This is a genomic window from Mesorhizobium loti CJ3sym, assembly GCF_000472785.1.
Classification (GTDB): Bacteria; Pseudomonadota; Alphaproteobacteria; order Rhizobiales; family Rhizobiaceae; genus Mesorhizobium; species Mesorhizobium loti_E.
The window spans coordinates 42175-67047 of sequence record NZ_AXAL01000010.1; the positions used below are offsets into that span (position 1 = coordinate 42175).

The following is a 24873-nucleotide window of genomic DNA, read 5'->3' on the forward strand; positions in this document are numbered from 1 at the left end:
TCACAGCCTCTTTTCGACGAGCACCTCGACGCGGCGGTTCAAGGCTCGCCCCTCGCGCGTGCTGTCGCTGGCCACCGGGTCGGTGGCCGCGCGGCCTTCGGAATGAACGCGGTCCTGCGGCACCCCGTTCTGCACCAGCATGTCGGCGATCGTCTGGGCGCGCGCCTCCGACAGTCGCTGGTTGGTCGACAGCGGATTGGTCTTTTGCAGGGGAACGCCGTCCGTATGGCCGATCACGGTGATGTTACCGATCAGCTCCTGATTGGCGAGGATCACCTTGGCGATCGAACCGATCAGAGGCTCGAAGCCGTCGCTCAGTTGGGGCCGCGACGACTGGAACAGTTCGGGATCGGAGGCCTGGATGATCAGCTTGGCCAACGAAACGCTTTCGGTGCCGCTGAGGGCGGATTTGAGGTCGGCCGGCGCCCCGGCCTGGAATTCCGGCAACAGCGCAAAATCCACTTTTTCAGGGGGCGGGGCATCCACCTTGGGCGAGGTCCGGCTGATGTCACCGCGTTCAGGCGGCGGCAGAGCGCGCACAAGGGCGGAAAGCTCGACTGCCTGGCCGCTCAGCCCCATCGACAACCCGATATGGATGGCTGTGGCAACAACCGCCGCGCCGAGCGCCATGACCCAGATCGGAACGATGAAGCGCTGCGGCTCGTCGGATGCGATGACGCCCTTCCAGTTTGGCGACAGCGGCGCCCCTTCGGCATCGGCATCGCGCAGGAAGCGTGCCGCGGTCAGGCGAACCGCATTGAGCGAGCGATCGCCTGACCGGCCGGGCACACGATATTTGCCGCGGAAGCCGAGCGCCATGCAATCATACTGCAGCTCCAGCAATTCGCGATCGCGGTTGGGATGGCGCTCCAGTTCGTCAAGCCGAGTGAAGAACTGCGTGCCGGCATCGACATCGCCGCGCAGCATCACCACAAGCGGCTGGCGCGGCCAGGCGCTGGCCCCGCCCCATGGCGTGTTCAGAGCCAGATCATCGAGCAACGCCGCCACGACCCAGGCTGCCTGATCGGCCCGCTCCATCGAGGACCCTGTCGACATTGCCGTGTCACGTGCCCGAACCAGTTCCTCAAGCAGCCGGGTGCGCAGCGTTTCCGGGTTCTCCGGCGCCAGTGCGCTTTCAAGCTCCGGCGCGAATTCCAGCAAGGGCGCGAATGCGTTGACGAGCGCATTCGGGTGGGTGCGCGACCGCTTTACCGCCGCGCCCGGCAACAGCGGCGCCATCGCCCGCGGCGTCGGCGCGCCGGTCAGCCGTATGCGGGTGCGTTCGCGATCCTCCGACAGTCCGAAAGGATCATCGCGGCTCATGATCTCACCTGTTCACCGAGTAGCAGTCCACCTGCGGCTCGCTTGGCAACACGCCCGAAACGCCAATGACGAAGCCGGGAGCATCGAGCAGCGACGCCCAGTGCTCGCTCTTCTGGTCCAGCTCGAGGCACAGCCGATCGCCGTCGTAAGGGATCTCGCGCGGCTGGGAATGAAGCGGTTTCAACGGAATGCCGGGCAAGCGTGATTTCCACAGGCCTTCGAACTGGTCGGCCGAACCGACAGTCGCCTGATTGACGAATATCTTGCGCAGCGCGTCTTCCGATAGCTCCGAACCGACCCGGATGACGATGCGGCTGGCCACCAGCAGCTTCGGGTTGTCGATGCGGATTTTCCAGACATTGGTCGAATGCCGCATGACCGGCAGCGCACGCGATTTCGGCTCGATGTAGCGCAGGCTGAGGATGAGCGAGCGCAGCGCGTCGGCCAGCGCCATGTATGCGGCCCCCGGAGCCATGTGGTCATAGGCGGGCAACTCGCCCAGCCGCCGCGCGCTCGATCCGTAGGTTGCCATCGAGCCGGCGAGGCCGGCAAGCTCCAGGTAAAGCTCGGCCGGATGGAAGACATCCTGCGCCAGCATGTGGGCCAGCCGCGGCCGCGCCGCATTGGCGAGATTGAGCATCAGCAGATCTTCGACACTTCGCCCCGGTCCGCCCATGACCATCTTGCCATGCGCTTCGGCGATCTGGTCGAGGCCCGTAACAACCTCCAGAAGCAATTGCCGGTACCAGGCCACCGCACCGGTAACCAATGTCGGCGGCAGGAAGGTCTCGTCCAGAGAGACGCCGCCATCGGCTCGAATCCCCTTGAGGTCCGCTATCGGCAAGGCTGTGTAGCCACCGACCGACTTGCCGGGTGCCAGAAGAAGCGCCTGCGGACGGGCGATTTCGATTTCTTCAGGGTCTGAACCGCCCTGGACGGCGTCACGCACCGAGACGATCCGCCCATGATAGCGTGCTCCCGAAGTGGCGGCGTGTGCGGGATCGAAGCCGACACCGCCGGGAGGTTCGAGCGGCAAGGCCACCAGCACCGGTCCGGCAGCCGTGTCTGGCGTCACCGGCAACGGCTGCGGCGCGTCCATCATCTCCGGAATGGCGAAAGGTGTTCCGTCCGGGAAGATGCCGCGAGCGGACAGGATGGCGACCTGGCCGGCATCGAGTAACGCCTGGTCCAGCGTCAGTTGTTGAAAGCCGAACGTATGCAACTGCCCGGCCTGCAACGCGCCGCGCACGGTCGCCTCGAAGAAACGGTCCTGCTGCTGGAAATGCTGGGTCCGCAGGAAAAGACCTTCGGACCACAGCACCCTGTTTGCATCGCTCATGCCGTTACTCTCTGCATCGAGCTTCCCTTGCCCTGGCCGCTAGGCGGAGATACCGCCCTTGCCAATCGTGACATTGATCGTGAATTTTGATCCCGACGACACCGACTTGGTCGTGCGCCAGTTCCTGCCGGTGGGCTCGCGGATCAACGCGACGAAGCCCAGCGCCGTCGCATCCGGCTCAACGGTGATCGTCTTGGACGCGGATTTTCCCGGCCCGACGGCGATCTGGTCGGATCCGATGAGATCGCCTGCCAGCGCCGAGCCGGCGTCGCCCTGCAGGGCAAAGTAGTCGGCGGAATTGAATTTACCGGTGCTGCGCAGCCGCATGACGAGAACCGTCACCGGCCGGTCGCCGCCGCCTGGTCCAGGGTTCATGCCTGCCCCACCGGTCACATTGATGGTGATTACCGAAGGTTTCGGCGGACCGCTCTGGCAAGCCGCAAGCAGTCCGGTTGCGCCCAGGGCAACGATAAATTCGCGTCGGTCGATCATGTCTCACTCCTCCTCATATGCGTCCCGAAAATCGGCGCCGATTTCGCCCAGAAAGCTTTTCTCCGCGCTCTCGGCGATTTCACGATGGCGTTTCTGGTAGAGCTCCCACAGCTTGGCGCCGCGCCCGCCCGAAAGCAGAGTGCCGATCGCGGAATTCGATTTCAGCTCCTGCTCGATCGCTGCCGGCTCAAAACGGTCGACCATCCGGCGCAGGGCGGCCTGCACGCCGCGCCAGGCGCGCACGTGGTGCTGCGCGAGATCGCGAACCGCGTCGGCGATTGCCGCTTCGCCGGCGAGAAAGCCGGGGCTGCGTTCGGCAATAAGCGTGACGATGGCGTCGTCGACCGTCGGTAGGAACTTCAGGGGATTGACTTCGGAAGCCCCTACCATGGTCTGGGCGACACGGGCATTGCCCTTTTCCTCGGCCCGCTTGCGCAGAAGCTGCATCAGGCCTTCCATCATCAGCCGGTATTCGCGGCCGAACTTCTCCATTTCCGCGATGCTGTCGCGGCCGGGGAAATCGGCTTCCTCGACGCCCATGCCGTGCAGGAATGCGGAGCGAAGCGCCATGTCGCCCGGCTGGGCCACTGCCGGCTGGCTGGCGGGCGTAGCGGCAGCACCTGTCCGCGCTGGGGCCGGGCTATCAGCCGCCTGCCCGGGCAAATCCCAGGGATTGGCGGGTCGCTGGGCGGCGCGCTCGCGCTGGCCAGTCGAACCGACGCCGTTTGCCGAACCGGTCGCGGCGGCGGGTCCGAAACCAAAATCATCGGTGAAATCGGACGGTTTTCCATGAGCGAGTTGGGCTCCACGGCCGAGGGACGGCACAGGGTCGAGGCTGAATGGATCCGTTTGGCTCGCCGCGCCGCCCGGTTCGAGGTAAGGGGCGGCGTCTTTCGCCACAGGCGTCGAAACCGGATCGAGGCTGAACGGGTCATCGAAAGCAGGCGAGCTGCGCTGGCTGGAGGCGGCACGCTCGAACGCGCCCGCAACCGGCTGCTCGAACGGATTCGGCAGATCGGCCGGACGTGGCCGTCGCGGCTCCTCCTCGACCTTGGCGGAAAAGAAGTCGTCACGGCCGATGCTCACCGGCGCCCGCGATGCCGGCGGCAAGCGTTCCGCAACCGGCTGGCTGGCGGCAGGTGCCTGGGCAGTTGGCGTCTGCAGGTCGACATAGACGACGTAGTCGCCAAGTCTCATCCGCATGCCGCTTTGAAGGCGCGTCGACTGGCCGGCACCAAGCGGGCTGTCGGAGTCGTTTATGAAAAGTCCACTGCTCGACGTGTCGGTGACGAAATAGCCGTCTCGCCCGCCCGTGATCTTGCAATGGGCGCGGGAAACGAACATGTCGGGATCGTTGATCTGCCAGCCCGCGTCCGCACTGCGGCCGATCACCAGCTCACCTTCGTCAAGCCGGGTCTGCCGTACCGCCTGGGTGCGTGGCCCTTGTTCCAGCGTCAGCAGCAGGCTCATGCCGCGACCCCCGCCATTTCCGGCCGCCATCCAACAATCGTCCGCAGCCGCAGATCGTCAGCATCGCCCCTTTCGGCGGGCCGCGCAAGCCAGGCGGTCCGGCCAAGCTGGACCGCTCCGAGACGCGGTGGCGGCACCGCTTCACGCGCCAGCACGATGCGCAGGTCGACGTCGAGCGATTCCCCGACCATGTCGCGAACGGCCTGCTTGAACAGTTTGAGGCGCGCGCCTCCCGGCAGGAACGCCTTGAACTCCTCAAAGGAGAGAGGGCCGACGCGCAGCTCGATCCTGCTTTGGCGGTTGAAAACGCGCGGGCCGATCGTCGCCCCCCGGCCGAGCCCGGCATAGGCTTTTGCGAGGCGGGTCTGCAGCCCGGCTGGTATGGCTATCCAGGCGGCGATGAACTCCTTGATTTGAACCGGCACCCTGAACGCTTCCGCCAGAAACAGCGTCAGCCGCTCCGGGCCGTCGACCTGGCTGGCAAGCGACGCGGCCTGGCGAAGCTTGACGGCGTCGAGATCAGGATTGCGGGTGCCGGGAAGTCCGATCCCGGCCATCGCTTCCAGCATGGCGCGGACGCGGCCACCGACCGCGCGCTCGACCTGGACCGCCGGATGAGCATCCGCCCAGGCCCGGTAGTAAAGGGCAATCATGCGGTGCTGGAGGATGTTGACGAAGTCCACGAAGGTCGTGTCGCTGGTCTGCTGTGCGTCGGCACCGGCGAACCAGCGCTGCGACAGGCGGTCGAGCACCCAACGCGTCAGATGCAGCGGCATCGGCCCCTCGGGTCCCAACAGACCGAGATTTGCAACCGTAACTCGGGCCGGTGCCTTGTCGGTAGCCTCGCGGAATTGCACCAGGTCCCGCGCGGAAAAGGCGAGGCGCACATGCTGGCCGAGCCTTGCCGGCTCGCGGTCGGGGCGTCCGGAATGGCCGAACAGACCGTTCCGCTGTTCGAGACGGCGCAGCAGTTCGAAAAAGTCGAACGCTTCAGACAGACCTTCGGCCCGATCCTGGCCGATCCTGTCGAGATCAGATGTCTTGTCTAGATCAGGTAGCGATTGCCGGGCGTCATCGGCCATGGCACATCCTCCTGCTTCTGCAGCAGCCGCGTGCGGGTTCGCACGAAGCCATTTATTCCAGCGTGACGGGCAAACAGCCGCGCCAGCAAGGCCGAAAGCAGCAAACTGCTTTGCCCGGCCAGCACCGACTGGTCGACATGCAACGTCACTTCGGTGCCCCGCCCGAAGCACATCGGGCCGTCGATCTGCAGCCGTTCGATCACCGACCGCGAGTCGATGCGCACGATCGAATGCACATTGCGGGCAAGGCTCGGGTCGCCCCGGTCGGCATAAAGATCGAGCAGCGCATGCAGCGGATCGACGCCGCGGCCTTCCTTGGCGAGGCTGAGAAAGTTGAGCGCGAGCTGCGCCACCAGTCGCCAGGCGAGATCGTCGGCGCGGGATTCGCCATCGGCTCCGGTGGGCAGTGCCGCGGGGATGGCCGGCTGCGGCGGACGCAACGCACCGAGCAGCCGAACGGATTCGACCGGGTCACCGGCCTCGAGCGTCAAGGTCGGATTGTCGTCGAGGATCGGCAGGTCACGGTTGGTGCAAAGCGCCACGATGTCGAGACGCTTCAACGGTCGGTTCGAGGGACTTGGGAGCGGCCGGGATACGGCCAGGAAGACATCGTCCCCGGTGTATGACGTGCGGGTCAGCCCATCGCGCCGTTCATCCTCAGTCGCCCGGCGTGGGCGTCGTTCCGTCGAATAGACCCAGCCGCTGCCGCGATTCTGCCCTAGGCTGAACAACTCCGGTATCTCGGCGTCGCTGCCTTCACTATCGGCATCCTCGACGCGCAGGACACGATAGATCTCGAAGTCGCGCGCCCGCGTGCGGTCGGCGTGCAGCACCTGCCGCGTCTTGCGCGGGTCGAGCTCGACGACGTTGCACTCACGTTCAAACAGATTGATGATCGGCGTCGAGAAAAGTTCGAAATCCGCCGGAGTCAGGTCGGCGAGTTCGGGCACTGGGCGGCCGAACAGGAAGATGATCTCGAGTCCGCCCTCGCATTTGCGCACCACCGGCTGCAGCGCCGAGACCCTCACATAGTGAAAGCGCTCCGGCATGACGAAATATTCGCGCAGCAGGCGGTACCCTTCGAATGTCGGGCGGGTACGCGGCATCAGGGCCTCGTCGTCGCTGATGCCGACCATTTCGGGTGCCGGCAAGGGCGACAGCCGGTTGGCCTTGCCTTCCGGCCTTGCACCAATCGCCACGCAGGCGCCGAAGATCGCATCGAACAGAAGCGGTGCCTTGGTGCGTCCGGCAAAGTAGAGGTCAAGCTGGTCGAGCGCCAATTCGTCGAGTTTGCCTTTTCCGGTCCGCGTCAGCGCCAGACGCAGCGCCGCCTCGCCGCCGGTTCCGCCGATCGGCCCTATGCCGACCGCCGCCAGCGCACTGCGATCCTGAAAATAGCTGACCGAAGTGATTGCTATCGGCCAAAGCGTTATGTCCTGCGCGGTGGAGAAGGTGCAGCGCGTTGACAGGCCGGGTTGCAGGCTGGAGACCAGCCGCGTGTTGCGCCTGACGACGTGGCCGGCGGGCATGGTCTGCACGTGTTGACCGGGTTTCAGCACGGCCATCGCCGTTGCGGGCGCCGGTGTGACCAGATCGGGATAGAGGACATCGAGCACGCTGCGCGAAAATCGCGAGCGCTCGGCGTCGACTTTCAGCCGGGTGCGTGCGGCGAGGAAGGCGACGCCGTCCAGCAGCCGTTCGACATAGGGATCCGGGCAGGGCACAGTATCGAGGGAGAGGTTGCGCGCCACTGCCGGATGCATATCGGCAAATTCCGCCGCAAGGCCGCGGATATGGGTCAGTTCCTCCTCGTAATATTCGACGAAAACCCGATCCATCTCAGGCGTCCCTAATTTCGGTCCGCGCCAAGCCGTTGTCGAGATTGATCGTGGTGCGCAGGCGCATGCGTTCCGGTGTCGGCGTCATGATCAGCACGGCATCGATCTCGATCTTCAGCCCTACGGTCTTATCACCAAGGGTGACGGTAACCTTCGTCGCGCTTTCCTTGAGGCGGGGCTCGAAGGTGGCGAGCACCGAGCGGATTTCGCGCGCCAGCACGTCGCGGTCAAAGTCGCGGGACGACCGGCCCGAGAAGGAAGGCACGCCGTAATTGACCACGCTTCGGCGGACCTCCGGAAAATCGGCGAGCGACGGTGGATTGTCCGCCATCTGCTCGTTTTCCAGGTCGGAAAGCAGCGGTGTCGCCTCGAAGCGCTCGGTGTTGAACAGCGCCTCGATGTCGCGCCGCACCGCTTCCCTGAGCACGCGGGCCGATACCACCACACCGCGGCTTTCGATCTCGACGCGTTGCTGGGTCTGAAAGGCCAGGCGATGCAGATGCCGTTTCTGATCGGGCGTCAGCTCCGCATCCGCGTCGATGGTCCGCGCACTGCCGGCAACAAGGGTGTCGAGACGGTCCGCGCCAAGCTCGTTCAGCAGGACATGGCGCAGCCCGTCTATCTCCGAGGTCAGGCCCGGCAGGTCGTTGACGAGGCGATCCCACAGCGACGGCTGGACGGCCTCGCTTTTCGCCCGCAGGCTGCCCGCGATCTGCTGCTTGCCCGCGCCGGGCCGCCGAACCTCACTTGCCGACATAGACATCCATTTCGGCTTCATCATTGCCGTCATAGACGAACTTGATCTTCTTGTAGGCGAAGCTGACCGCTTCCTCGATCAGGTCTGCCTCATCGTCAGCTTGCGACATGTCGTATTCCATGATCGAGGCGTCGGTCAGCGTAACGACCAGGTAATCCTTGCTTTCGCCATCGATAGTCCGCCGTGCCGAAAACACGACCTCATTGAGGGCCTTGTTCTCGAACAACGCCTTTGCCAGGTAGGGCGAGGATTTGTCGTAGTGTTTGGTGAACTTGATCATGCCCATGGAGACGCGCCCACGGCGTGAGAGCGAATTCGGATCGTAGGGTGCGACCATCTTGTAGTCGACGCCATGGACTTCGATCTCGTCCGAGTGGCCGTCGCGGGTGCTGGGGCCCTTGATATCGGGAACCTTCAGAAAGCCATCAATCTTCATGGTCGTGGGCATTTTCTCTCTCCACCGCTTTTAAAAACCAAGATGTTGTTGCTGCAAATCAAGTCTTCACGGACGGCAGTTCCGACACCAGTCGGAGCGAGGCATTGATGCCCTCCAACTGGTAGTGCGGGCGCAGATAGAAGCGGGCATTGTAGTAGCCTGGCCGCCCCTCCACGCTGTCCACCTGGACCTCGGCAGCGGCAAGCGGGCGCTTGGCGCGCGCCTTGTCGTCGGCAAAGGCCGGGTTGGCCAGCACGTAGCGGTTGATCCACTCGGTCAACCAGATCTGCATGTCGGAGCGCTCCTTGAACGAGCCGACTTTGTCGCGCGCAATCGCCTTGAGGTAGTGCGCAAAGCGCGAGACCGGGAAAAGATAGGGCAGGTTGGCGCTCAGCCGCTCGTTCGACTGTGCGTCGGGGTCGACCAGCCGGCCGGCGCGCGTTTCGTCGTCCTGCAGCGAATGGGCGCCGATGAAGGCCGCCAGATCCGTGTTCTTACGGTGCAGGATCGGCATCAGGCCGAGCTTGGCCAGTTCGGCCTCGCGCCGGTCGTCGATGGCGACCTCGGTCGGGCATTTCATCGCGATCGAGCCGTCGTCGGTGGGGAAGCTGTGCACCGGCAGGTTGAGGACCGTGCCGCCATTCTCGACGCCGCGGATCTGCGTGCCCCAGCCGAAAAGCTTGTGGCTGCGGTTGATGTTGACGCCCATCGGGAAGGCGGCGTTCATCCAGACATATTTGTTGTGGTCGCCCTGCACCTCTTCCTCGAAGGTGAAGCCCTTTACCGGAACGGTGTCCGTGCCATAGGGCAGCCTGGCCAGGACGCGAGGCATGGTCAGGCCGATATAGCGAGCGTCCTCGCTCTCGCGCAGCGACTGCCATGAGGCATAGGCCGGGTTGGAGACGATCTGCTGCAGGTCTTGCGGGTTCGGCAATTCCTGCCAGCTGTCCATGCGGAACAGGCGCGGCGAGGCGGCTGCGATGAACGGCGTGTGCGCCGAGGCGCAGATGCCGGAAATATTGCGCAGCAGGCCGACGTCGCGCGGGTGGTTGGAGAATTCATAGGCGCCGATCACACAGCCGATCGGCTCGCCACCCAGCATCGAATACTCGTCCGTATAGACCTTCTTGAAGATCGGGCTCTGGTCCCACATCTGGCCTTCATAGTCTTCGAGCGTGTCGCCCAGCTGCTCCTTGGAGATGTTCATTACCCGGATCTTCAGCTTCTGATCCGTCTCGGTGTTGTTGACGAGATACCAGAGGCCACGCCATGTGCCTTCCATCTCGCGCACCTCCGGCGCGTGCAGAATCTCGTTGACCTGTGCCGTCAGCATCTTGTCGATGCCCGCGATCAGCGACTTGATCGATTTGATCGCATTGGAAGAAATGGTCGTGGTGTCGGAACGCGACTGCGCCGCGAGTGCCAGATTGCGCACGAGTTGCTGCAGCTTCTCGCTGTCGTCCTTCTTGACTTTGAAATCCTTCTCGAGAAGCCCGCTGAATTCGTCGAGGTTTATGGCTTCGGCCTCGGCGGTGACGGCGGCGGTCTTTTGCTGTTCGGCCATGGTTTACTCCCCTGCCTTGTCGTCGTCGGTGAGCGCCTGGCTGGCGATCTTGCCAAGCAGCGGCTCGTTGTTCAGCAACTGCGCGATGCGTTTTTCGGCGTCGACGCGGCCGTCCATGAAGCCGAGCAATTCCTCGAGCTGGCGACGCATCTTGAGGATCTCGGCCAGTTGCGGCACTTGCGCGGCAACCTTGTCCGGAGCGAAATCACCCATCTTGGTGAAGGTGAGATCGAGCGCCAGTTCCTCGTCGCGCTCCTGGCCCTCGGCCTGCGGCAGCGTGTTCTTCACCCGGGCTTTGACGCGGGGTCCGAGCGCCTCCATGAACTTGGGGAAGCGGTTGGCGTCGGTCTCGACGAAGGATCGGTCCAGCACCGATTTTGACGCTTCTTTGGTTTGCGAAGCGCCGGAAAGGTCGGCCATCACGGCCATGACAAACGGCAATTCGATCGTCGTCGGGCTACCGTAGGTTTCCACGTCGTAGGCGATCTGCACCCGCGGCGCGCGATTTCGTTCGATGACCTTCGCTTTGCTTTCGGCTGGCATGTGCTGTTACCTTTCATCCTTCTGAGCCGTCTTCTTGACATCGGGAACGCCGGCAAGGAGCCGGAATTCCTTAAGCCCAGACGGGGCGAGATCTTCCATCAGTTCAACGAAATCCATGTGCACCATGCGGCGCACGCGCCGTGCCAGATGCGGTATCGGGCTCGACGGTTCGGTGCGGTCGTAGAAGGCGACGACCAGGTCGAGGCACTTCACCACGTCGTCGCGCGAGGAGATCCGGTCGGGAAGCTCCGTCCTCGAGTCCGTGTAGCTTGCCGCACTTGCCATAGTATCGGCTCCATGACCGTTTCGAGCAGGCGTTGCCGGTTCTCCCGGGTTGGGCGTCTTGGCCGTGCCATTCGCCACGGCGCCGGCTGCCGAGTTCCGTTCGAGGGTCGTCAGCAAACGCTGCAGAAACCGCTTTAATTCCGGAACGGGAGCGCCGCCGCCTTCGAGGCGGGCGTTTAGGGCGGTTTCGACCGCGTCAAGAGCTGCGACCGCTGCCCGGGTGTCGGCGACGAGCGCGACCATCTCTGCACCGGCCTGATCGATCTGTGCAGCACATCCGGCACGCACCCGGTTCAACAATTGTCCGTGGGCACTGACCAGTGCGGCCTTTTCCGCCGTGTTCAATCCCGAGGCGGCTTCCTGGAGCATGACACGGTCGTCGAGCGCGCTATGTTCCAGGTCGCGTCCGCTGATCGGTCCGATCGCGCGTGGCGTAAAGAAGATCATTTGCCGCAGATTCGCCAGCAACCCGTCCTGACCATTCTGGAGGTCGAGCAGCGCGTTGATACGGCGCAAGGCGGCATCGCGAGGCGTAGCGTTGGGCCGCAGGGCCGGATGCATGGTTTCCCAATGCTGATCGAAGGTCTGCGCAATGAGGGTCAGACCCTGCGCGAGCCCGGCCAGTCCGTCTTCATTGGCCAGCGCACGCGTGACGATGACCAGCAGGCGCAGGTCGCGGCCGTGCGCGCGCAAGTCCGCCGCCTTTGCCAGCACCGCGGACCAGTCGACCGGAATGGTGCTTTGCGACGTGGGCTTGTTATTGCCGTCGTGGACGACCTTGACCTCGGGCTCCGTCAGGCGCTCCAGCTCATGAAAAGCCGGGTCGTTGCGCAAATCCTCCCCTGACGGGTTTCCACCGTCGAGCGGGCTAAGCCAGAGCGCGGCATCAATCACTCAAACCCCCAGCGACCGACCTCAAACCGTAAGTGACGCAACGTTATCACAAGGTTGCACTTTACCACAATTAAACGACGGCTCAAAAATTAACAGAAGCTAAACGCCACCGCCTCCAGAGTGCCGGAATCCTTGGTGTGGTTGCCGAAGCTGCAGGCGAACCGCATCGCGGAGTGGCGCCCACGTCCGTGGCCGTTTACAGTCAGTGGTGCGGGACTTTCCACAAATGGAAACGAGCCGGCTAAACCGGGCGTCGCGACAGCGGTCCATCAGGCGCTTTGTCAAGTGATGGCTTATGTGGCAATTTATCGGCTGGCAGACTGCAGGAGCACGTTCGATGGAACAGCGCCGGTCATCGCAGACTTTCAAGCGCAAGGAACTGGTCGGCAAGCTCAATCCTGTCGGTGTCCGCGCCTTCAAGGCTGCTGCCGACACCGCCAAATTGCGCGGCAACCCTTACGTCGAACTCGTCCATTTCATCGAGCAACTGGTGCTTTCCGACCGTTCGGATGTGCAGATGATCATCGCTGATGCCGGCGTTGGCGCGAGCCGGATCACCGCCGATATGACCCGCGCCGTCGACAAGCTGCCTTATGGCGCCACATCGATTGAGGAGTTCTCCGACCATATCTTTCATGCCATTCAGGAGGCCTGGAACCTGGCTACGCTCGAGTTCGGCGTCGAGGAAGTCCGCAGTGCCCATATTCTGCTTGCCTGCCTGAAGACGCCGGTGCTGGAAGGCCTGCTGTCGAAGATCAGCGCCGAGTTCGACAAGATCGATGCCGACGCGGTTATCGCGCGGTTTGCCGATGTCGTGGAGGGTTCACTCGAAGCCGGCACCTCGACCACGGTCTCCGTCCCGGAGGCGCCGAAGCGGGCTCCGGGCGGGGATTCGGCGCTGGCGAAATATGCCACCGACCTGACCCAGCGCGCCCGGGACGGCAAGATCGATCCGGTCGTCGGCCGGGACCCTGAGATCCGGCAGATCGTCGACATCCTTATGCGGCGCCGGCAGAACAACCCGATCCTGACCGGCGAGGCCGGGGTCGGCAAGACGGCGGTCGTCGAGGGCTTTGCCTTGCGTATCGCCCAGGGCGATGTGCCGCCCTCCTTGCAGAATGTCAGCGTACGCATGCTCGACGTCGGATTGATGCAGGCGGGCGCCAGCGTCAAAGGCGAATTCGAAAAACGGCTGAAGGCTGTCATCGACGAGGTTCAAGCGTCCGAGACGCCGGTCATCCTGTTCATCGACGAAGCCCACACCTTGATCGGCGCCGGCGGCGCGGCAGGAACCGGCGATGCCGCTAACCTCTTGAAACCGGCACTGGCGCGGGGCGAACTCCGCACCATAGCGGCAACGACCTGGGCCGAATACAAGCAGCACATCGAGAAGGACCCGGCCCTGACCCGCCGTTTCCAGGTGGTCAAGATCGACGAGCCTTCGGAGGCGGTGGCCGTTCTCATGTTGCGCGGTGTGGCCGGCGTCCTGGAGCAGCACCACAAGGTGCAGATACTCGACGAGGCGATCGAGGCGGCGGTCGGCCTGTCGCATCGCTACATCCCGGCACGGCAACTGCCAGACAAGGCGGTGAGCCTTCTCGACACCGCCTGCGCCCGTGTCGCCATATCGCAGCACGCCACGCCGGCCGAAGTCGAGGACATCATGCGCCGCCGCCAGGCGCTGGAGGTCGAGCGCGGCATTATCGGTCGCGAGGCGGCCATCGGCATCGAGGTGACTGACCGCCAGGCGCGGGTTGAAGCCGGGCTCGCCGAAACCGAGATCACGCTGGCCGCAGCCGAGGGGCGCTGGCAGCGCGAAAAGGTGCTGGTTGCCGAAATACTCGAACTGCGCGCCAGACTGCGCGGCGAGGGTGTTCCGCTCGATGCGGTGGAGACGCCGGAAAGCAATACCGCAACAGCGGGCTCTGACACAGTTGAGGCTCCGCCGCCGAAGACCGAAGCGCCTAAGGCCGAAGTGCCCAAGACTAAAACGACGAAAGCCAAAACAGCTAAGACTGATGTAGAAGGACCGGCCGCTGCCGCTCCATCTGATCCTGCCGCCGATCTCGGCCGGCTGCGCGAACTGATGGCCGAACTGGCCGAGGCACAAGGCGAGACGCCGCTGATCCTGCCGTCGGTCGACCGCAACGCCGTGGCGGCTGTCGTCCAGGATTGGACGGGAATCCCCACCGGACGGATGCTGTCCAGCCAGACCGAAAAGGCGCTCAAGCTCGCCGCCACCTTGTCCGAGCGCGTGGTTGGGCAGGATCATGCGATGGAGATGATCGCCAAACGCGTGCAAACCAGCCGCGCCGGGCTCGGCGCGCCGGAAAAGCCGGTCGGCGTGTTCCTACTCTGCGGCCCCTCTGGCGTCGGCAAGACCGAAACCGCATTGGCACTGGCCGAGACGCTCTACGGTGGAGAACAGAACCTGATTTCGATCAACATGTCCGAATTCCAGGAGGCGCACACGGTCTCGACGCTCAAAGGCGCGCCGCCCGGCTATGTCGGCTACGGCAAGGGCGGCATCCTGACCGAAGCGGTGCGCAGAAAACCCTATTCGGTGATCCTGCTCGACGAGGTGGAGAAGGCGCATCCCGACGTGCACGAAATCTTCTTCCAGGTTTTCGACAAGGGGATGATGGATGACAGCGAGGGCCGCCGGATCGACTTCAAGAACACACTGATCCTGCTCACCTCCAATGTCGGCTCGGAGGTCATCATGGACCGCACCAAAAATGGCACGCTGCGGGCCGGGCTCGACGATCTGGACACCGCCTTGCGCAGCCCATTGCTGAAAGTCTTCCCGGCGGCCTTCCTCGGCCGGGTGGTGACCATTCCTTATTATCCGCTCTCGGATTCGATGATCGAAGCAATCACCCGTCACCAGTTCGCCAAGATCGCCCGCCGGCTGCGGGCAACCAACGATGCGGAACTGGTAATCGGCGACGGTGTCATGGATCTGGTCAAGGCCCGCTGCACCGAGATCGAATCCGGCGGGCGGATGATCGATGCCATCCTGACCAACACGCTGCTGCCGGAACTGAGCCGCGGCGTGCTGAACCGCTCGCTCGAGGGCGAAAAGATGACGAAAGTCACCGTCGGCGCCTCCAAGGAAGGGTTCACCTATTCCTTCGAGTAGGAATGTTGATGACGATTTGCTTCGGCGTCTCGTGCATGGGCAGGCTGGGCCAGCCAGCCTGACGATTTTTGAAGGTATGGAAGTCCCTGCCTGCCGCTCCATCTCGGGCCAAAGAGCGAGTTTGTGTGGCGTGATTGACATACTGACGGTACTTTTCGCAGCGCAATGGTCATGACATCGAGACGCTTCAGCCCGCAAAAAATCGAGCGATTGATCCCGATAGTTCATGAAGCCTCGAAATATTTTTTTGGAGACGATTTTCCCTTTAAAATCAATTGAGGGACTGTGCGTCGGGTTTCGGTGCCGGCCGATGGCGTTCAACACCCGGTCGATGGCTTCCATGTCGGAGTCCACCAGCATAGGTGCCCGCATTTTCGAGCTTGCCTGCCGAAAGTCGCGAGGCCATGAAAGATGCGTGACGGCTGATCGTCAGTCTCCTGCCAGCGACAATCCGCGGGCGCGCTCGCGCAGCAGCGCAAGCAGTTCGCTGCGCCGCGGCTCCGGCGTGTCGACAGGCAGCACGAAACACAAGGTCCTGTTGATGGCGCCGTGGCCGTCCTGGATGGGCGCGGCCATGCACCAGGTGAAGCGGTCGGCCAGGGCGGCGGTCTCGCTGAAGCCCTGCTGGCCTGCCGTGGCGATATCGGCGAAGAACTCGGCTTGCGCAATGATGCGGCCGTCGGGAAGCTTGTAGTCACCAGCCGGGATGAAATCTCTCAGCTGTTCCTCGTTCATGTGGCCGAGCAGCAATCGTCCTGATGCCGTCCACGGGATCGGCACCTCGACCCCGACATCGCTTGAAATTCGGAACGGGCCGGGCGAGTCCCGGCAATCCAGGACGACATATTTGTTGCCGCGCAAACCGCACAGCTGCACCGTCTCGCCGGTCTCCGCGGCTAGCCTGTCCAGGGTCTCGATGATGCGCCGGTAGTGGGCGTTGTGATGCGAATAGGCCCAGCCGAAGAGATGCATCGCTCGTCCGAAATAGACGTAACCTTCGCTGCCGACATTTTCGAGCATTTCGGCTTCAAGCAGGCTGTTGACGATTTCGTAAGTGGTCGAACGCGGCGCGCCGATCATCTTGGCCATGTCGCCGACGCGCATAGGTGCGCGGTGCCGCAGCAAAGCCTCCAGCAGCATGATGACGCGGTCGATGCCGCGTCGTCGTTCGCCATTGCGCGGCTCCGCCCCGGCTTCCTTTTCGATCACGTCAATAGCGCCGTCGCTCATGTCAGCCGCATCCGCCAAAAATCATTTCGGCCCTCGTCTCAAGACGCTTGAAAGATGTCAAGGCTCGGTCTAGCATTCAATTTGTCCGGTATACAGACACTATGTCTGAAATACCAGACAAACTAACGAGCCTGACGCAGAAAGTTCCGACGAGAACAGACGGTTTCCGAGGTTCGGCAACCGGAGGATTTCCTCGTCCTGCTTGCGCACGTCGAGGCCACAACCTCTGAAGGGAACAGTCATGATGAAATCATCGTTTTTCGCATCCGCCAGCGCCCTTTGCCTCGGTCTCGTGCTGAGCCTCGGTGCCGGTTCGCAGGCTAACGCCGCCGCCAACTGCATCAAAGGCGACCGCAAGGCGCCGTACACGATCGGCTGGGCCAACATCTATTCCGTGCCGACCTGGATGAAGCAGACGCAAGGCACGATCGAAGCCGAAGTCGAGACACTGAAGAAACAGGGCCTGGTCGACAAGCTGGTCGTGACCGACGCCCAGGGCGATGCCAACGTCCAGATCCAGCAGATCCAGTCGATGATCGACTCCAACGTCGACGCCATCATCCTGATCGCCGGTTCGTCGACCGCACCGGCACGCGTGCTGGCCGACGCCTGCGCCAAGGGCATCGCCATCATCAACTTCGACAGCCTCGTCGATACCGACAAGGTCACCGCCAAGGTCAACACGGATTCCTCCCAGTGGGGCGACCAGGCGGCCAAGTTCCTGATCGACGCCATCGGCGGCAAGGGCAAGATCCTCATCCTCAACGGCCCCGCCGGGGTTTCGGTCAGCGATGACAGGCGCAAAGGCGCCGACGCCGAACTCAAGGCCCATCCCGACGTGACGGTCCTTGCTGAAACCAACACGCCCTACAATGTCGCGCCTGCGCAGGAAGCCGTGACCAGCCTGCTCTTCGCCAACCCCGAGATCGACGGCATTCTGTCGCTCGGCGGCGCGCTATCGGCCGGCGCCGTGCTAGCCCTTGACAAGCAGGGCCGCGAACAGGTGCCGATTACCGGCGAGAACGCCCGTCAGTTCCTCGAACTTTGGAAGGAAAAGGGCCTGAAGAGCTGGGCGACCATGCAGCCGAACTGGCTCGGTGCCTTCGCCGCCTACACCGCCGTCCAGGCGCTGGAAGGCAAGGATGTGCCGGCCTTCATCAAGATCCCGCTGCCGGTGATCGACAATTCCAACATCGACGAGTACCTCGCCCGGGCCAAGGATTTCCCGGCTGACGGCTACATCTTTTCGCCCTACGATGAGGAGCTGTTCAAGAAGCTGCTGGCGCAGAAATAAGCCTGAAGGGTTGTAGCATTGACAACCATGGCTCCGATCCTCGCGGCGCGGGGGGTGTCTAAGTCTTTCTTCGGCAACCCCGTCCTGCGCGACGTTTCCATCGCTCTCCAGCCGGGCCGCGTGCATGCGCTGCTCGGCGAGAACGGCGCCGGAAAGTCCACCTTGATCAACCTGTTGTCCGGCGCCTTGCGTCCGGACGGCGGGACGATCGAGGTCGATGGGCGCGCGGTGTCGCGCATGAACCCCGCAATCGCGCGACAGGCCGGCATCGCCGTCGTCCAGCAGGAACTCAGCCTGACGGCCAGTCTCTCGATCGCCGAAAACATCGGCCTCGGCGCCTATCCCAGGCGGTTCGGCCTGGTCGACTACAACGAGCTTGCCGCACGGGCGAGGGCCGCTTGCAACCTTGTCGGCCTGCACGAGCCGCTGTCGACGCCGGTCGGGCATCTGTCGCTCGGCCGTCGGCAGATGGTGGAGATCGCCAAGGCGCTTTACCGCCGGCCGCGCGTGCTCATTCTCGACGAGCCGACGTCGTCGCTGTCGGCAACCGAAACGAAAATCCTGACCGATCTGCTGGAGCGGCTGCGGGGCGAGGGCATCGCCATTCTCTACATCTCGCACCGGCTGAATGAAGTCATGACGCTGTGCCAGCATGTCACCGTTCTGAAGGATGGCACCTGCACGGCGGACCGCAGCCTGGAAGGAACCGATGCCGCCGGGCTGGTGCGGCTGATGGTCGGCCGCGACCCCGGTGACCTTTTTCCCCGATGGCAGCCTTCGGCGTCGCCCGCCAACGCCATCTCGGTCCGAAGCTTTTCGGCCGGTCTGATGCGCGACGTCGATCTGGATATCAGGAGGGGTGAGGTGATCGGCATTGGCGGCCTGGTCGGGCAGGGGCAGGAGGATCTGCTGCTCGGCCTCTACGGCGCCATTCCGGCACGGACGGCATCGGCGACCGTCAACGGCGTCTCAGGTTTGCCGGGCGGCGTGCCGAAAGCCAACGCGCTGGGGCTGGCCTATGTGCCGGCCGACCGCAAGCGCGAAGGCCTGCACCTGATCCATCCCATCATCACCAACATGATGCTGCCCGCCTTCGCCAGGCTGCCGGCGCTGAAACTGCGCAGCCGCCGCGCCGAGCGTGAGACGGCAACGGGCCTTGCCGCTCAACTCGGTATCAAGGGGGATCTCGCCCGACCCGCACAGGCCCTGTCGGGTGGCAACCAGCAGAAGGTGGCGCTGGCGAAGTGGATGCCGCACGACCCGCTCGTGCTTCTGCTCAACGATCCGACGCGTGGCGTCGATGTCGAAACCAAGCGCGAGATCTATCATATGCTTCGCAACTTCGCCGCCGCCGGCAAGGCGGTCGTGCTGCTCAGTTCCGATACGCCCGAACTGGTGCATCTTTGCGACCGCGTCGCCGTCGTCCGTGAAGGCCGCATCGTCGCCATGCTCGAGCGCGGGGCACTCAGCGAGGAAGCCATCGTGTCCGCCGCGATGGGCGCCGAACAGCGAAAGGTCGCGGCATGAACACACCTCTTTCCGCAACGCAGGGCCGCGCGCTCTACTGGCCTATTCAGATGAGGCGCAATGTCGGCGTGCGCAGCCTGTTTGCCGTCGTCCTGGTGTTTCTCGTTGCCTATGGTCTTCTCTTTCCCGGTCTGTTCACGGCCTCCGGCTTCGCCAAGTTCACCCAGAGTTGGTTTCCGCTGGCGCTTGTCGCCATGGCGCAGGCGATCCTCATGCTGACCGGCGGCATCAGCCTGGCCATCGGCGCCACCGTCAGCCTGGGCGCGGTCATCGCAGCGACGACGATGGCCGGGCCGCTGGGCGTCGCCGGCGGCTGTGTTGCGGTGGCGCTGACCGGCCTTGGCATTGGTGCCGCAACCGGCTTCATCGTGGTGCGGCTTCGCCTGCCGGCCATCGTGGTGACGCTTGCAGGCTCGTTCATCATCGGCGGCGCGGCACTGCTCATCCTGCCGCGGCCCGGAGGCGCCGTCCCGGCGTGGTTGTCCGATCTGCTTGCCGGCAACACGCCGGCGGCATTCGTGCTCCTGGTGCTTATCGTTGCGCTATGGAAGCTTTACCTCGCTACGCCACTTGGCTTGAGCCTCTACGCTGCCGGTGAAAATCCGGTTGGCGCCTATCGCTCCGGCGTGCCGGTCGATGGCGCACGCATTGCTGCCTACGCAATCAGCGGTCTGCTTTCCACAGGTGCCGGCCTGTTCGTCGCTGCACAGACCGGTTCCGGCGACCCGGTGATCGGCGCGGCCTTTACGCTGAACTCGATTGCCGCGGCGGTGCTCGGCGGCATCGGCTTCCTCGGCGGCCAAGGCACGATGCGCGGCGCGCTTGCCGGCAGCCTGCTGCTCAGCCTGATGATCAGCGTCATGTTCTTCCTCGGCTTCACGCCGGTCGCCCAGTATGTCGCCCAGGGCCTCATCATCATCGGGGCGGTGGCCATCCCGCAATTCCGCAAGGTGCAGCAATGACAGCATGGAAAGAAAGCGCGGGCGGCGAACGCGCCTTGACGATCCTGCGCAGCCGGCCGTTCCTCACCGTTGCCATCGTCGCCGCGGTCTGGATCGTGGCGAGCTTCGTATCACGCGGCTTCGGCGCCTACGGCCATTTGCGCTACCTAGTCGAACTGGGTGCCGTCATCGGCCTGGTCGCCGCGGGCCAGACCTTCGTGGTGATCGCCGGCGGCATTGACCTTTCGGTCGCGGCTATTGTCACGGTCAGCGCCGTCAGCCTGCCGCTGCTGTCATGGCAGGCGGATCCGACCGGCATCACCGCCATCCTCGCCGTTCTCGTGCTGACGACGGCAATCGGTCTGGTCAACGGGCTGGGCGTCGCGCTGCTGCGCGTCCACCCGATGATCATGACACTGGCCATGGCGACGTTCCTGCAAGGCCTGCTGATCATTATCGCCGGCGGCAGCGCGGTGACCGCCGAGAACCCGTTGGTTCACTGGCTCGGCAATGCGCGGCCGGTCGGCATCCCGGCCGGCGTGCTGTTGTGGGTGGCTGTCTCCGTGATCGTGTTGACCATGATGCACGCCACCTCCTTCGGCGCTCGGATATTCGCCATGGGCGCCAATCCGCTTGCCGCGTCCCTGTCCGGCGTTCCGGTCGCTTCGACGACGCTCGCGGTCTATGGCATCAGCGGCTCCTGTTCGGGGCTTGCCGGCGTGCTGGTGCTGGGCATGAACGGACAGGGCTATGTCGGGATCGGCGATCCCTATTTGCTCGCCTCGATTGCCGCCGTGGTGCTCGGCGGCACCTCCATCCTCGGCGGGCTCGGCACCTATGCCGGCACCATCCCCGGCGCGATCCTGCTGGTCACCATCACCGCGCTGATCACCGTGGTCAATGCATCGCCCGGCTGGCGCAGCATCCTGTTCGGCTCGCTGATCCTGGGTCTGCTGCTTCTCTCAGGCCGGGAGCAGGCGCGCCGATGACACATCGTCCAGCCGGTAGATGCGTTTTGCATTGCCGAAGAACAGCGCCGCCTGCTCGTCCGCGGAAAAGTCCACCACAATGGCTTTAAAGCCGTCGTATATTTCATCGAACGACGCATGCAGGCCGGCGACCGGAAAATCGCTGCCGAACATGGCGCGCCCCGTGCCGAAACAGTCGATGCAATGCAGGACGACCGGCCGCAGGCTGTCGAGCGTCCAGTCATGATCGTAGGCGACCAGATCCGATATCTTGACGGCGACGTTGTCGCATTGCGACAACAGCCGCAACCCGTCGCGCCACGCCTGCATGCCGTCGACGTCGCGGTCGATCGGACTGCCGCAATGGTTGAGCACGAATTGCTGATCGGGGAAGGCGGCGGCGAGTCGCGCCGCGTCGCCGAGCTGGCGCGGGAACACCATCAGGTCGAAGGCGAGCCGGTGAGCTCCAAGCAAGGCCAGACCGGCGCGCCATGCCGGCTCGTCCATGATGCCGTCGCGGACGGCGAAGCGCCTGGCGGGATTGGGGTCCCAGCTCAATATGTCGCGCACGCCGACGACGCGTTCGAAGGCGGCATGCGCCTCGATCAGTGCTCCTGTGCCGTGGCCAGCCAGTGGCACGTGAACGACATAACGAGCGGCGATGCACCGCGATTTGTCGAGTGTTTCAAGCCACTGCGTTTCGCCGACGCAGTCGTCGCTTGCCCAGCCGGCTTCGACATGCACGGTGGCGACGACATTGTGCTTGCTGGCGTCGCGCGCGTAATCCTGCGGAAGATAGTCGCGCCGCAACGGGCCAAGCGCGCCCAGGCCGCCGCGTTGGCCGGCCGTGGCGGCGAGCCAGGGATGCCGTCCGAGGCCGAGATCCCAAAGATGATGATGGGCGTCGATGATCGGTCCGGCGTAAGGTTTTGGCACGCATCTCTCTCAGGCTGCGACCGGCATCGGCAATCGATCCCGGCTTCGTTCTGCAAAAGGGTTAGCATCGGATGATTGAAAACTCACCGGTTTCCATACTCGCGGTGCGCGAAAATTTTCTGCTCGACGACCGCATCCGCGGCGTGCCGCCCGGCACCTCCGGCCTGGACAGCAGCGCTGTCGCGGCCGAGCACTGGCACCCGGCCGATGGACGCATGGCACTGCCGGTGTTGACCCTCGACGAGGCGGCCTTCGCCGCCAACCGCGACCTGTTCCTGCGCTATGCGCGCGAACACAATGTTGCGATTGCGCCGCATGCCAAGACGCCAATGGCGCCCGACCTTGCCCGGTCGCTGGTCGAGGCCGGAGCTTGGGGCACGACGGTCGCGGACATCAGGCAGGCGACAGTGATGCTTAAAGCCGGCCTGACACGGCTGATCATCGCCAATGAAGTTGGCGGATCGGGCGGCGCCAGCCGGCTGGCTGTGCTTGCCGGTGCCTGGCCGAAAGCCGAGCTCTACGTCTTTGCCGACTCGGTCGACGCCGTGAACGCGCTGGCCGAGGCCTGGCAAGCCAACCCGGGGCTGCCGCCTTTGCGCGTGCTGGTCGAACTCGGCGCGGGCAGGGCAGGCGCCCGCACCACTGCGCAAGCCGAGGCCGTCGCCGATGCGATCATGGCTGCCGGTGGGCGGCTCAAGATCGCCGGCGTCGCGACCTATGAAGGCGCGGCGGCGCAACCCGAGCCCGGCCGCACCGGCGAAGTGATATCCGGCCTGCTGGCAATGACCGCCGACATGTTTTTGCGGCTGCGCGCCCGCGTCGGCGGTGACGCGCCGCTGATCGTCACCGCCGGCGGCTCGGTCTTCTTCGACAAAGTGGTCGCAACACTTTCATCAGTGGTTTTCAGCGACGGCAATGCGACGCTGGTGCTGCGCAGTGGCGCCATCTTCTTCCACGACCACGGCACCTATGACCGCTCGCTCGGCGCCCTCGATTCTCGCAAGGGTTTTGCCATAGGCGGCATCAGCGCTTCGGCGCGACATTCGTTTCGTCCTGCGCTGCGGCTGTGGGCCGAAGTGCTGTCGCGGCCGGAGCCCGGCCTCGTCATCTGCGGCATGGGCATGCGCGACGTGTCGTTCGACCAGGGCTTTCCAACGCTGCTCACCGTCTTTCGTGCCGGCAAGCCGTTGCCCATGCCGGCCGCGCGTGCCGAGGTGATCAAACTGAACGACCAGCACGCCTTCCTGTCGATTGCACCGAGCGACGACATCGCCGTCGGCGACGTCGTCGAATTCGGCATCTCGCATCCCTGCACCTGTCTCGACCGCTATCGCGTGATCTTCGGCGTCGACGCGACCGGCCATATCCGCCACGCTTTCCCGACCTGGTTCGGCTGACCAGATCCCCCAAAAAAGAGAACCTCGAAAGGATCCGATATGATCAAGTATTTTCAGTCCGGCTCGCGCATGTCGCAGGCGGTCGTCTATGGCGGCCTCGTCCACATCGCCGGCCAGGTGGCCAATAACCGCAAGGCCGGTATCGAGAGCCAGACCAGCGACGTGCTGGCCAAGGTCGAGGCGCTGCTGGTCGAGGCCGGCAGCAGCAAGTCGAAGCTGGTGGCGGTCAACATCTTCCTGCCGCAGATCGGTGATTTCGAGGCCATGAACAGCATCTACGACGCCTGGGTCGACCCGCAGCGCCTGCCGGCGCGCGCCTGCGTCGAGGCGCGTCTTGCCGACCCCGATCTGCGCATCGAAATCACCGCGGTCGCGGCGGTCTAGCCATGCACACCGGCCTCGCCCACACGCTCGACTTCGACCGCGACGGCAAGACGCTCGAGCATCTCAGCATTCCGTTCTCGATCGACCGCTCGCCCTATTTTCAGGTCAAGGTGCCGATCTGCCTCATCCGCAACGGCGACGGCCCGTCGCTGCTTCTGATGGCCGGCAATCACGGCGACGAGTATGAAGGCGAGCTGTCGCTGGCAAAGCTGGCCCGCCGGCTCGACCCAAAGCGGATCAGGGGACGCATCACCATCCTGCCGATGGCCAACGCACCGGCGGTGATGGCCGCCAAGCGCTGCTCGCCGCTTGACGGCGGCAATCTCAACCGCGCCTTTCCAGGTGAGCCTCTGGGCACGCCGACAAGCCGGCTTGCCAATTTCCTCGAGACGGAGCTGTTCCCTCGCCACGACGTCGTCTTCGACATCCATTCGGGCGGCACGTCGATGGAGCATCTGCCGACCGCACTGGTCGAACGCAACGCCGATCCCGAGCGCCATCGGCGTGGCGTCGAACTAATGCGCACGCTCGGCATGCCGTACGGCTTCGTCGCCGATAACGGCCAGGCTTCGCCGACCTCGATGGGTGCAGCACGCCGCGCCGGCGCCATCGGCGTCAGCGGCGAGTTCGGCGGCGGCGGCACCGCCACGGTCGACTCCATGGCGATCACCGCTCGCGCGCTTGACAGCCTGATGGTTGCATTGGGCATCGTCGAGGCGCCGGTCTTGGCGCCGAAGCACGAGCCCGCCACTCCGACGCGGCTGCTGTCGCTGTCCCGGCACAGCCAGGGTCTCTATGCCACCCGCGGCGGCTGGTTCGAGCCCGCTGTCAGGCTTGGCGACAGCGTCAGCGCGGAACAATTGGCCGGCTGGTATCACGATTTGGAACAGCTCGATCTGGCTGAGGAAGCACTGCATTTCGCCGAAAGCGGGATCGTGCTTTCGCGTCGGCTGCATACGATGTGCGAGGCGGGCGACTGCCTGATGCAAGTCGCCGAGCCGGTCAAAGGCTGAAGCCATATCAGGATCAAG

Annotated in this window: 21 protein-coding genes; 8 read left to right on the forward strand and 13 right to left on the reverse strand. The window is 64.2% G+C overall.

What is annotated here, in order from left to right; genetic code table 11:
• From icmH to tssA, 11 genes are read right to left on the reverse strand one after another with little or no spacing between them, the layout of a single operon-like run.
• Positions 1–1323, reverse strand: a complete 1323-nt coding sequence (icmH, locus tag A3A9_RS0115040; RefSeq protein ID WP_027059519.1) for a type IVB secretion system protein IcmH/DotU — start codon at positions 1321–1323, stop codon at positions 1–3.
• A gap of 4 nt (positions 1324–1327) precedes the next feature.
• Positions 1328–2662, reverse strand: a complete 1335-nt coding sequence (gene tssK / locus A3A9_RS0115045; RefSeq protein WP_027059520.1) for a type VI secretion system baseplate subunit TssK — start codon at positions 2660–2662, stop codon at positions 1328–1330.
• Between the two features lie 39 nt (positions 2663–2701).
• On the reverse strand, positions 2702–3154 hold the full coding sequence (gene tssJ, locus A3A9_RS0115050; protein ID WP_027059521.1) for a type VI secretion system lipoprotein TssJ: 453 nt from the start codon (positions 3152–3154) through the stop codon (positions 2702–2704).
• 3 nt (positions 3155–3157) lie between these two features.
• A complete protein-coding gene (gene tagH / locus A3A9_RS0115055) occupies positions 3158–4624 on the reverse strand; it encodes a type VI secretion system-associated FHA domain protein TagH (RefSeq protein WP_027059522.1) in 1467 nt (488 codons plus the stop codon).
• Positions 4621–5706, reverse strand: coding sequence for a type VI secretion system baseplate subunit TssG (gene tssG / locus A3A9_RS0115060; RefSeq protein WP_027059523.1), 1086 nt, complete (start codon positions 5704–5706; stop codon positions 4621–4623). Before tssG ends, tagH begins: the two co-directional genes overlap by 4 nt.
• Positions 5670–7544: a type VI secretion system baseplate subunit TssF gene (gene tssF / locus A3A9_RS0115065; protein ID WP_027059524.1), complete on the reverse strand. Its 1875-nt coding sequence runs from the start codon at positions 7542–7544 to the stop codon at positions 5670–5672. Before tssF ends, tssG begins: the two co-directional genes overlap by 37 nt.
• Before the next feature lies 1 nt (position 7545).
• A complete protein-coding gene (gene tssE, locus A3A9_RS0115070; protein ID WP_027059525.1) occupies positions 7546–8301 on the reverse strand; it encodes a type VI secretion system baseplate subunit TssE in 756 nt (251 codons plus the stop codon).
• Positions 8288–8749 carry an Hcp family type VI secretion system effector gene (locus A3A9_RS0115075; RefSeq protein WP_032926026.1) on the reverse strand — a complete coding sequence of 154 codons (462 nt, stop codon included), beginning with the start codon at positions 8747–8749 and terminating at the stop codon, positions 8288–8290. Before A3A9_RS0115075 ends, tssE begins: the two co-directional genes overlap by 14 nt.
• A gap of 46 nt (positions 8750–8795) precedes the next feature.
• Positions 8796–10301 carry a type VI secretion system contractile sheath large subunit gene (gene tssC / locus A3A9_RS0115080; RefSeq protein WP_027059526.1) on the reverse strand — a complete coding sequence of 502 codons (1506 nt, stop codon included), beginning with the start codon at positions 10299–10301 and terminating at the stop codon, positions 8796–8798.
• A 3-nt stretch (positions 10302–10304) separates the two neighbouring features.
• Positions 10305–10844, reverse strand: a complete 540-nt coding sequence (gene tssB, locus A3A9_RS0115085; protein WP_027059527.1) for a type VI secretion system contractile sheath small subunit — start codon at positions 10842–10844, stop codon at positions 10305–10307.
• 6 nt (positions 10845–10850) lie between these two features.
• Positions 10851–12023: a type VI secretion system protein TssA gene (gene tssA / locus A3A9_RS0115090; protein ID WP_027059528.1), complete on the reverse strand. Its 1173-nt coding sequence runs from the start codon at positions 12021–12023 to the stop codon at positions 10851–10853.
• A 337-nt stretch (positions 12024–12360) separates the two neighbouring features.
• Between tssA and tssH the strand changes: the two genes are divergently transcribed.
• The gene (tssH, locus tag A3A9_RS0115095; RefSeq protein WP_027059529.1) at positions 12361–15165 is read left to right on the forward strand and encodes a type VI secretion system ATPase TssH; all 2805 of its coding nucleotides are present in this window, start codon (positions 12361–12363) and stop codon (positions 15163–15165) included.
• Positions 15166–15594: 429 nt separating this feature from the next.
• Here tssH and A3A9_RS0115100 read toward each other — a convergent pair whose 3' ends face one another.
• Positions 15595–16395 carry an IclR family transcriptional regulator gene (locus tag A3A9_RS0115100; RefSeq protein WP_027059530.1) on the reverse strand — a complete coding sequence of 267 codons (801 nt, stop codon included), beginning with the start codon at positions 16393–16395 and terminating at the stop codon, positions 15595–15597.
• A 241-nt stretch (positions 16396–16636) separates the two neighbouring features.
• On the opposite strand from A3A9_RS0115100, the gene A3A9_RS0115105 reads away from it, so the two are divergent.
• From A3A9_RS0115105 to A3A9_RS0115120, 4 genes are read left to right on the forward strand one after another with little or no spacing between them, the layout of a single operon-like run.
• Positions 16637–17689 (forward strand): ABC transporter substrate-binding protein, encoded by a 1053-nt coding sequence (locus tag A3A9_RS0115105; protein ID WP_027059531.1) that lies wholly within the window; start codon positions 16637–16639, stop codon positions 17687–17689.
• A 27-nt stretch (positions 17690–17716) separates the two neighbouring features.
• Positions 17717–19216: a sugar ABC transporter ATP-binding protein gene (locus A3A9_RS0115110; RefSeq protein ID WP_202596377.1), complete on the forward strand. Its 1500-nt coding sequence runs from the start codon at positions 17717–17719 to the stop codon at positions 19214–19216.
• A complete protein-coding gene (locus A3A9_RS0115115; protein ID WP_027059533.1) occupies positions 19213–20178 on the forward strand; it encodes an ABC transporter permease in 966 nt (321 codons plus the stop codon). The genes A3A9_RS0115110 and A3A9_RS0115115 overlap by 4 nt, the downstream gene beginning before the upstream one ends.
• Entirely contained in the window at positions 20175–21146 is a 972-nt protein-coding gene (locus A3A9_RS0115120; protein WP_152536106.1) for an ABC transporter permease, read from the forward strand. Before A3A9_RS0115115 ends, A3A9_RS0115120 begins: the two co-directional genes overlap by 4 nt.
• Here A3A9_RS0115120 and A3A9_RS0115125 read toward each other — a convergent pair.
• Positions 21120–22061: an amidohydrolase family protein gene (locus A3A9_RS0115125; protein ID WP_027059535.1), complete on the reverse strand. Its 942-nt coding sequence runs from the start codon at positions 22059–22061 to the stop codon at positions 21120–21122. The genes A3A9_RS0115120 and A3A9_RS0115125 overlap by 27 nt on opposite strands.
• Positions 22062–22132: 71 nt before the next feature.
• Here A3A9_RS0115125 and A3A9_RS0115130 point away from each other — a divergent pair, with 71 nt between their 5' ends.
• Genes A3A9_RS0115130 through A3A9_RS0115140 form a run of 3 tightly spaced genes read left to right on the forward strand, consistent with a single transcriptional unit; the run spans position 22133 to position 24855 of the window.
• Positions 22133–23458: an alanine racemase gene (locus A3A9_RS0115130; protein ID WP_033838570.1), complete on the forward strand. Its 1326-nt coding sequence runs from the start codon at positions 22133–22135 to the stop codon at positions 23456–23458.
• Positions 23459–23497: 39 nt separating this feature from the next.
• A complete protein-coding gene (locus A3A9_RS0115135) occupies positions 23498–23842 on the forward strand; it encodes a RidA family protein (protein WP_027059537.1) in 345 nt (114 codons plus the stop codon).
• Positions 23843–23844: 2 nt separating this feature from the next.
• Positions 23845–24855 carry a succinylglutamate desuccinylase/aspartoacylase family protein gene (locus tag A3A9_RS0115140; RefSeq protein WP_027059538.1) on the forward strand — a complete coding sequence of 337 codons (1011 nt, stop codon included), beginning with the start codon at positions 23845–23847 and terminating at the stop codon, positions 24853–24855.
• Positions 24856–24873: the final 18 nt, after the last annotated feature.

What these genes read in the sequence shown, in the direction of transcription:
- tssJ (WP_027059521.1), bottom strand. Translation starts at nt 3,154, where the DNA reads ATGATCGACCGACGCGAATTTATCGTTGCCCTGGGCGCAACCGGACTG.
- tagH (WP_027059522.1), bottom strand. Translation starts at nt 4,624, where the DNA reads ATGAGCCTGCTGCTGACGCTGGAACAAGGGCCACGCACCCAGGCGGTA.
- A3A9_RS0115105 (WP_027059531.1), top strand. Translation starts at nt 16,637, where the DNA reads ATGATGAAATCATCGTTTTTCGCATCCGCCAGCGCCCTTTGCCTCGGT.
- A3A9_RS0115130 (WP_033838570.1), top strand. Translation starts at nt 22,133, where the DNA reads ATGATTGAAAACTCACCGGTTTCCATACTCGCGGTGCGCGAAAATTTT.
- tssK (WP_027059520.1), bottom strand. Translation starts at nt 2,662, where the DNA reads ATGAGCGATGCAAACAGGGTGCTGTGGTCCGAAGGTCTTTTCCTGCGG.
- A3A9_RS0115100 (WP_027059530.1), bottom strand. Translation starts at nt 16,395, where the DNA reads ATGAGCGACGGCGCTATTGACGTGATCGAAAAGGAAGCCGGGGCGGAG.
- tssC (WP_027059526.1), bottom strand. Translation starts at nt 10,301, where the DNA reads ATGGCCGAACAGCAAAAGACCGCCGCCGTCACCGCCGAGGCCGAAGCC.
- A3A9_RS0115115 (WP_027059533.1), top strand. Translation starts at nt 19,213, where the DNA reads ATGAACACACCTCTTTCCGCAACGCAGGGCCGCGCGCTCTACTGGCCT.
- A3A9_RS0115135 (WP_027059537.1), top strand. Translation starts at nt 23,498, where the DNA reads ATGATCAAGTATTTTCAGTCCGGCTCGCGCATGTCGCAGGCGGTCGTC.
- A3A9_RS0115140 (WP_027059538.1), top strand. Translation starts at nt 23,845, where the DNA reads ATGCACACCGGCCTCGCCCACACGCTCGACTTCGACCGCGACGGCAAG.
- tssG (WP_027059523.1), bottom strand. Translation starts at nt 5,706, where the DNA reads ATGGCCGATGACGCCCGGCAATCGCTACCTGATCTAGACAAGACATCT.
- tssF (WP_027059524.1), bottom strand. Translation starts at nt 7,544, where the DNA reads ATGGATCGGGTTTTCGTCGAATATTACGAGGAGGAACTGACCCATATC.
- A3A9_RS0115110 (WP_202596377.1), top strand. Translation starts at nt 17,717, where the DNA reads ATGGCTCCGATCCTCGCGGCGCGGGGGGTGTCTAAGTCTTTCTTCGGC.
- tssE (WP_027059525.1), bottom strand. Translation starts at nt 8,301, where the DNA reads ATGTCGGCAAGTGAGGTTCGGCGGCCCGGCGCGGGCAAGCAGCAGATC.
- tssB (WP_027059527.1), bottom strand. Translation starts at nt 10,844, where the DNA reads ATGCCAGCCGAAAGCAAAGCGAAGGTCATCGAACGAAATCGCGCGCCG.
- tssH (WP_027059529.1), top strand. Translation starts at nt 12,361, where the DNA reads ATGGAACAGCGCCGGTCATCGCAGACTTTCAAGCGCAAGGAACTGGTC.
- A3A9_RS0115120 (WP_152536106.1), top strand. Translation starts at nt 20,175, where the DNA reads ATGACAGCATGGAAAGAAAGCGCGGGCGGCGAACGCGCCTTGACGATC.
- icmH (WP_027059519.1), bottom strand. Translation starts at nt 1,323, where the DNA reads ATGAGCCGCGATGATCCTTTCGGACTGTCGGAGGATCGCGAACGCACC.
- A3A9_RS0115075 (WP_032926026.1), bottom strand. Translation starts at nt 8,749, where the DNA reads ATGCCCACGACCATGAAGATTGATGGCTTTCTGAAGGTTCCCGATATC.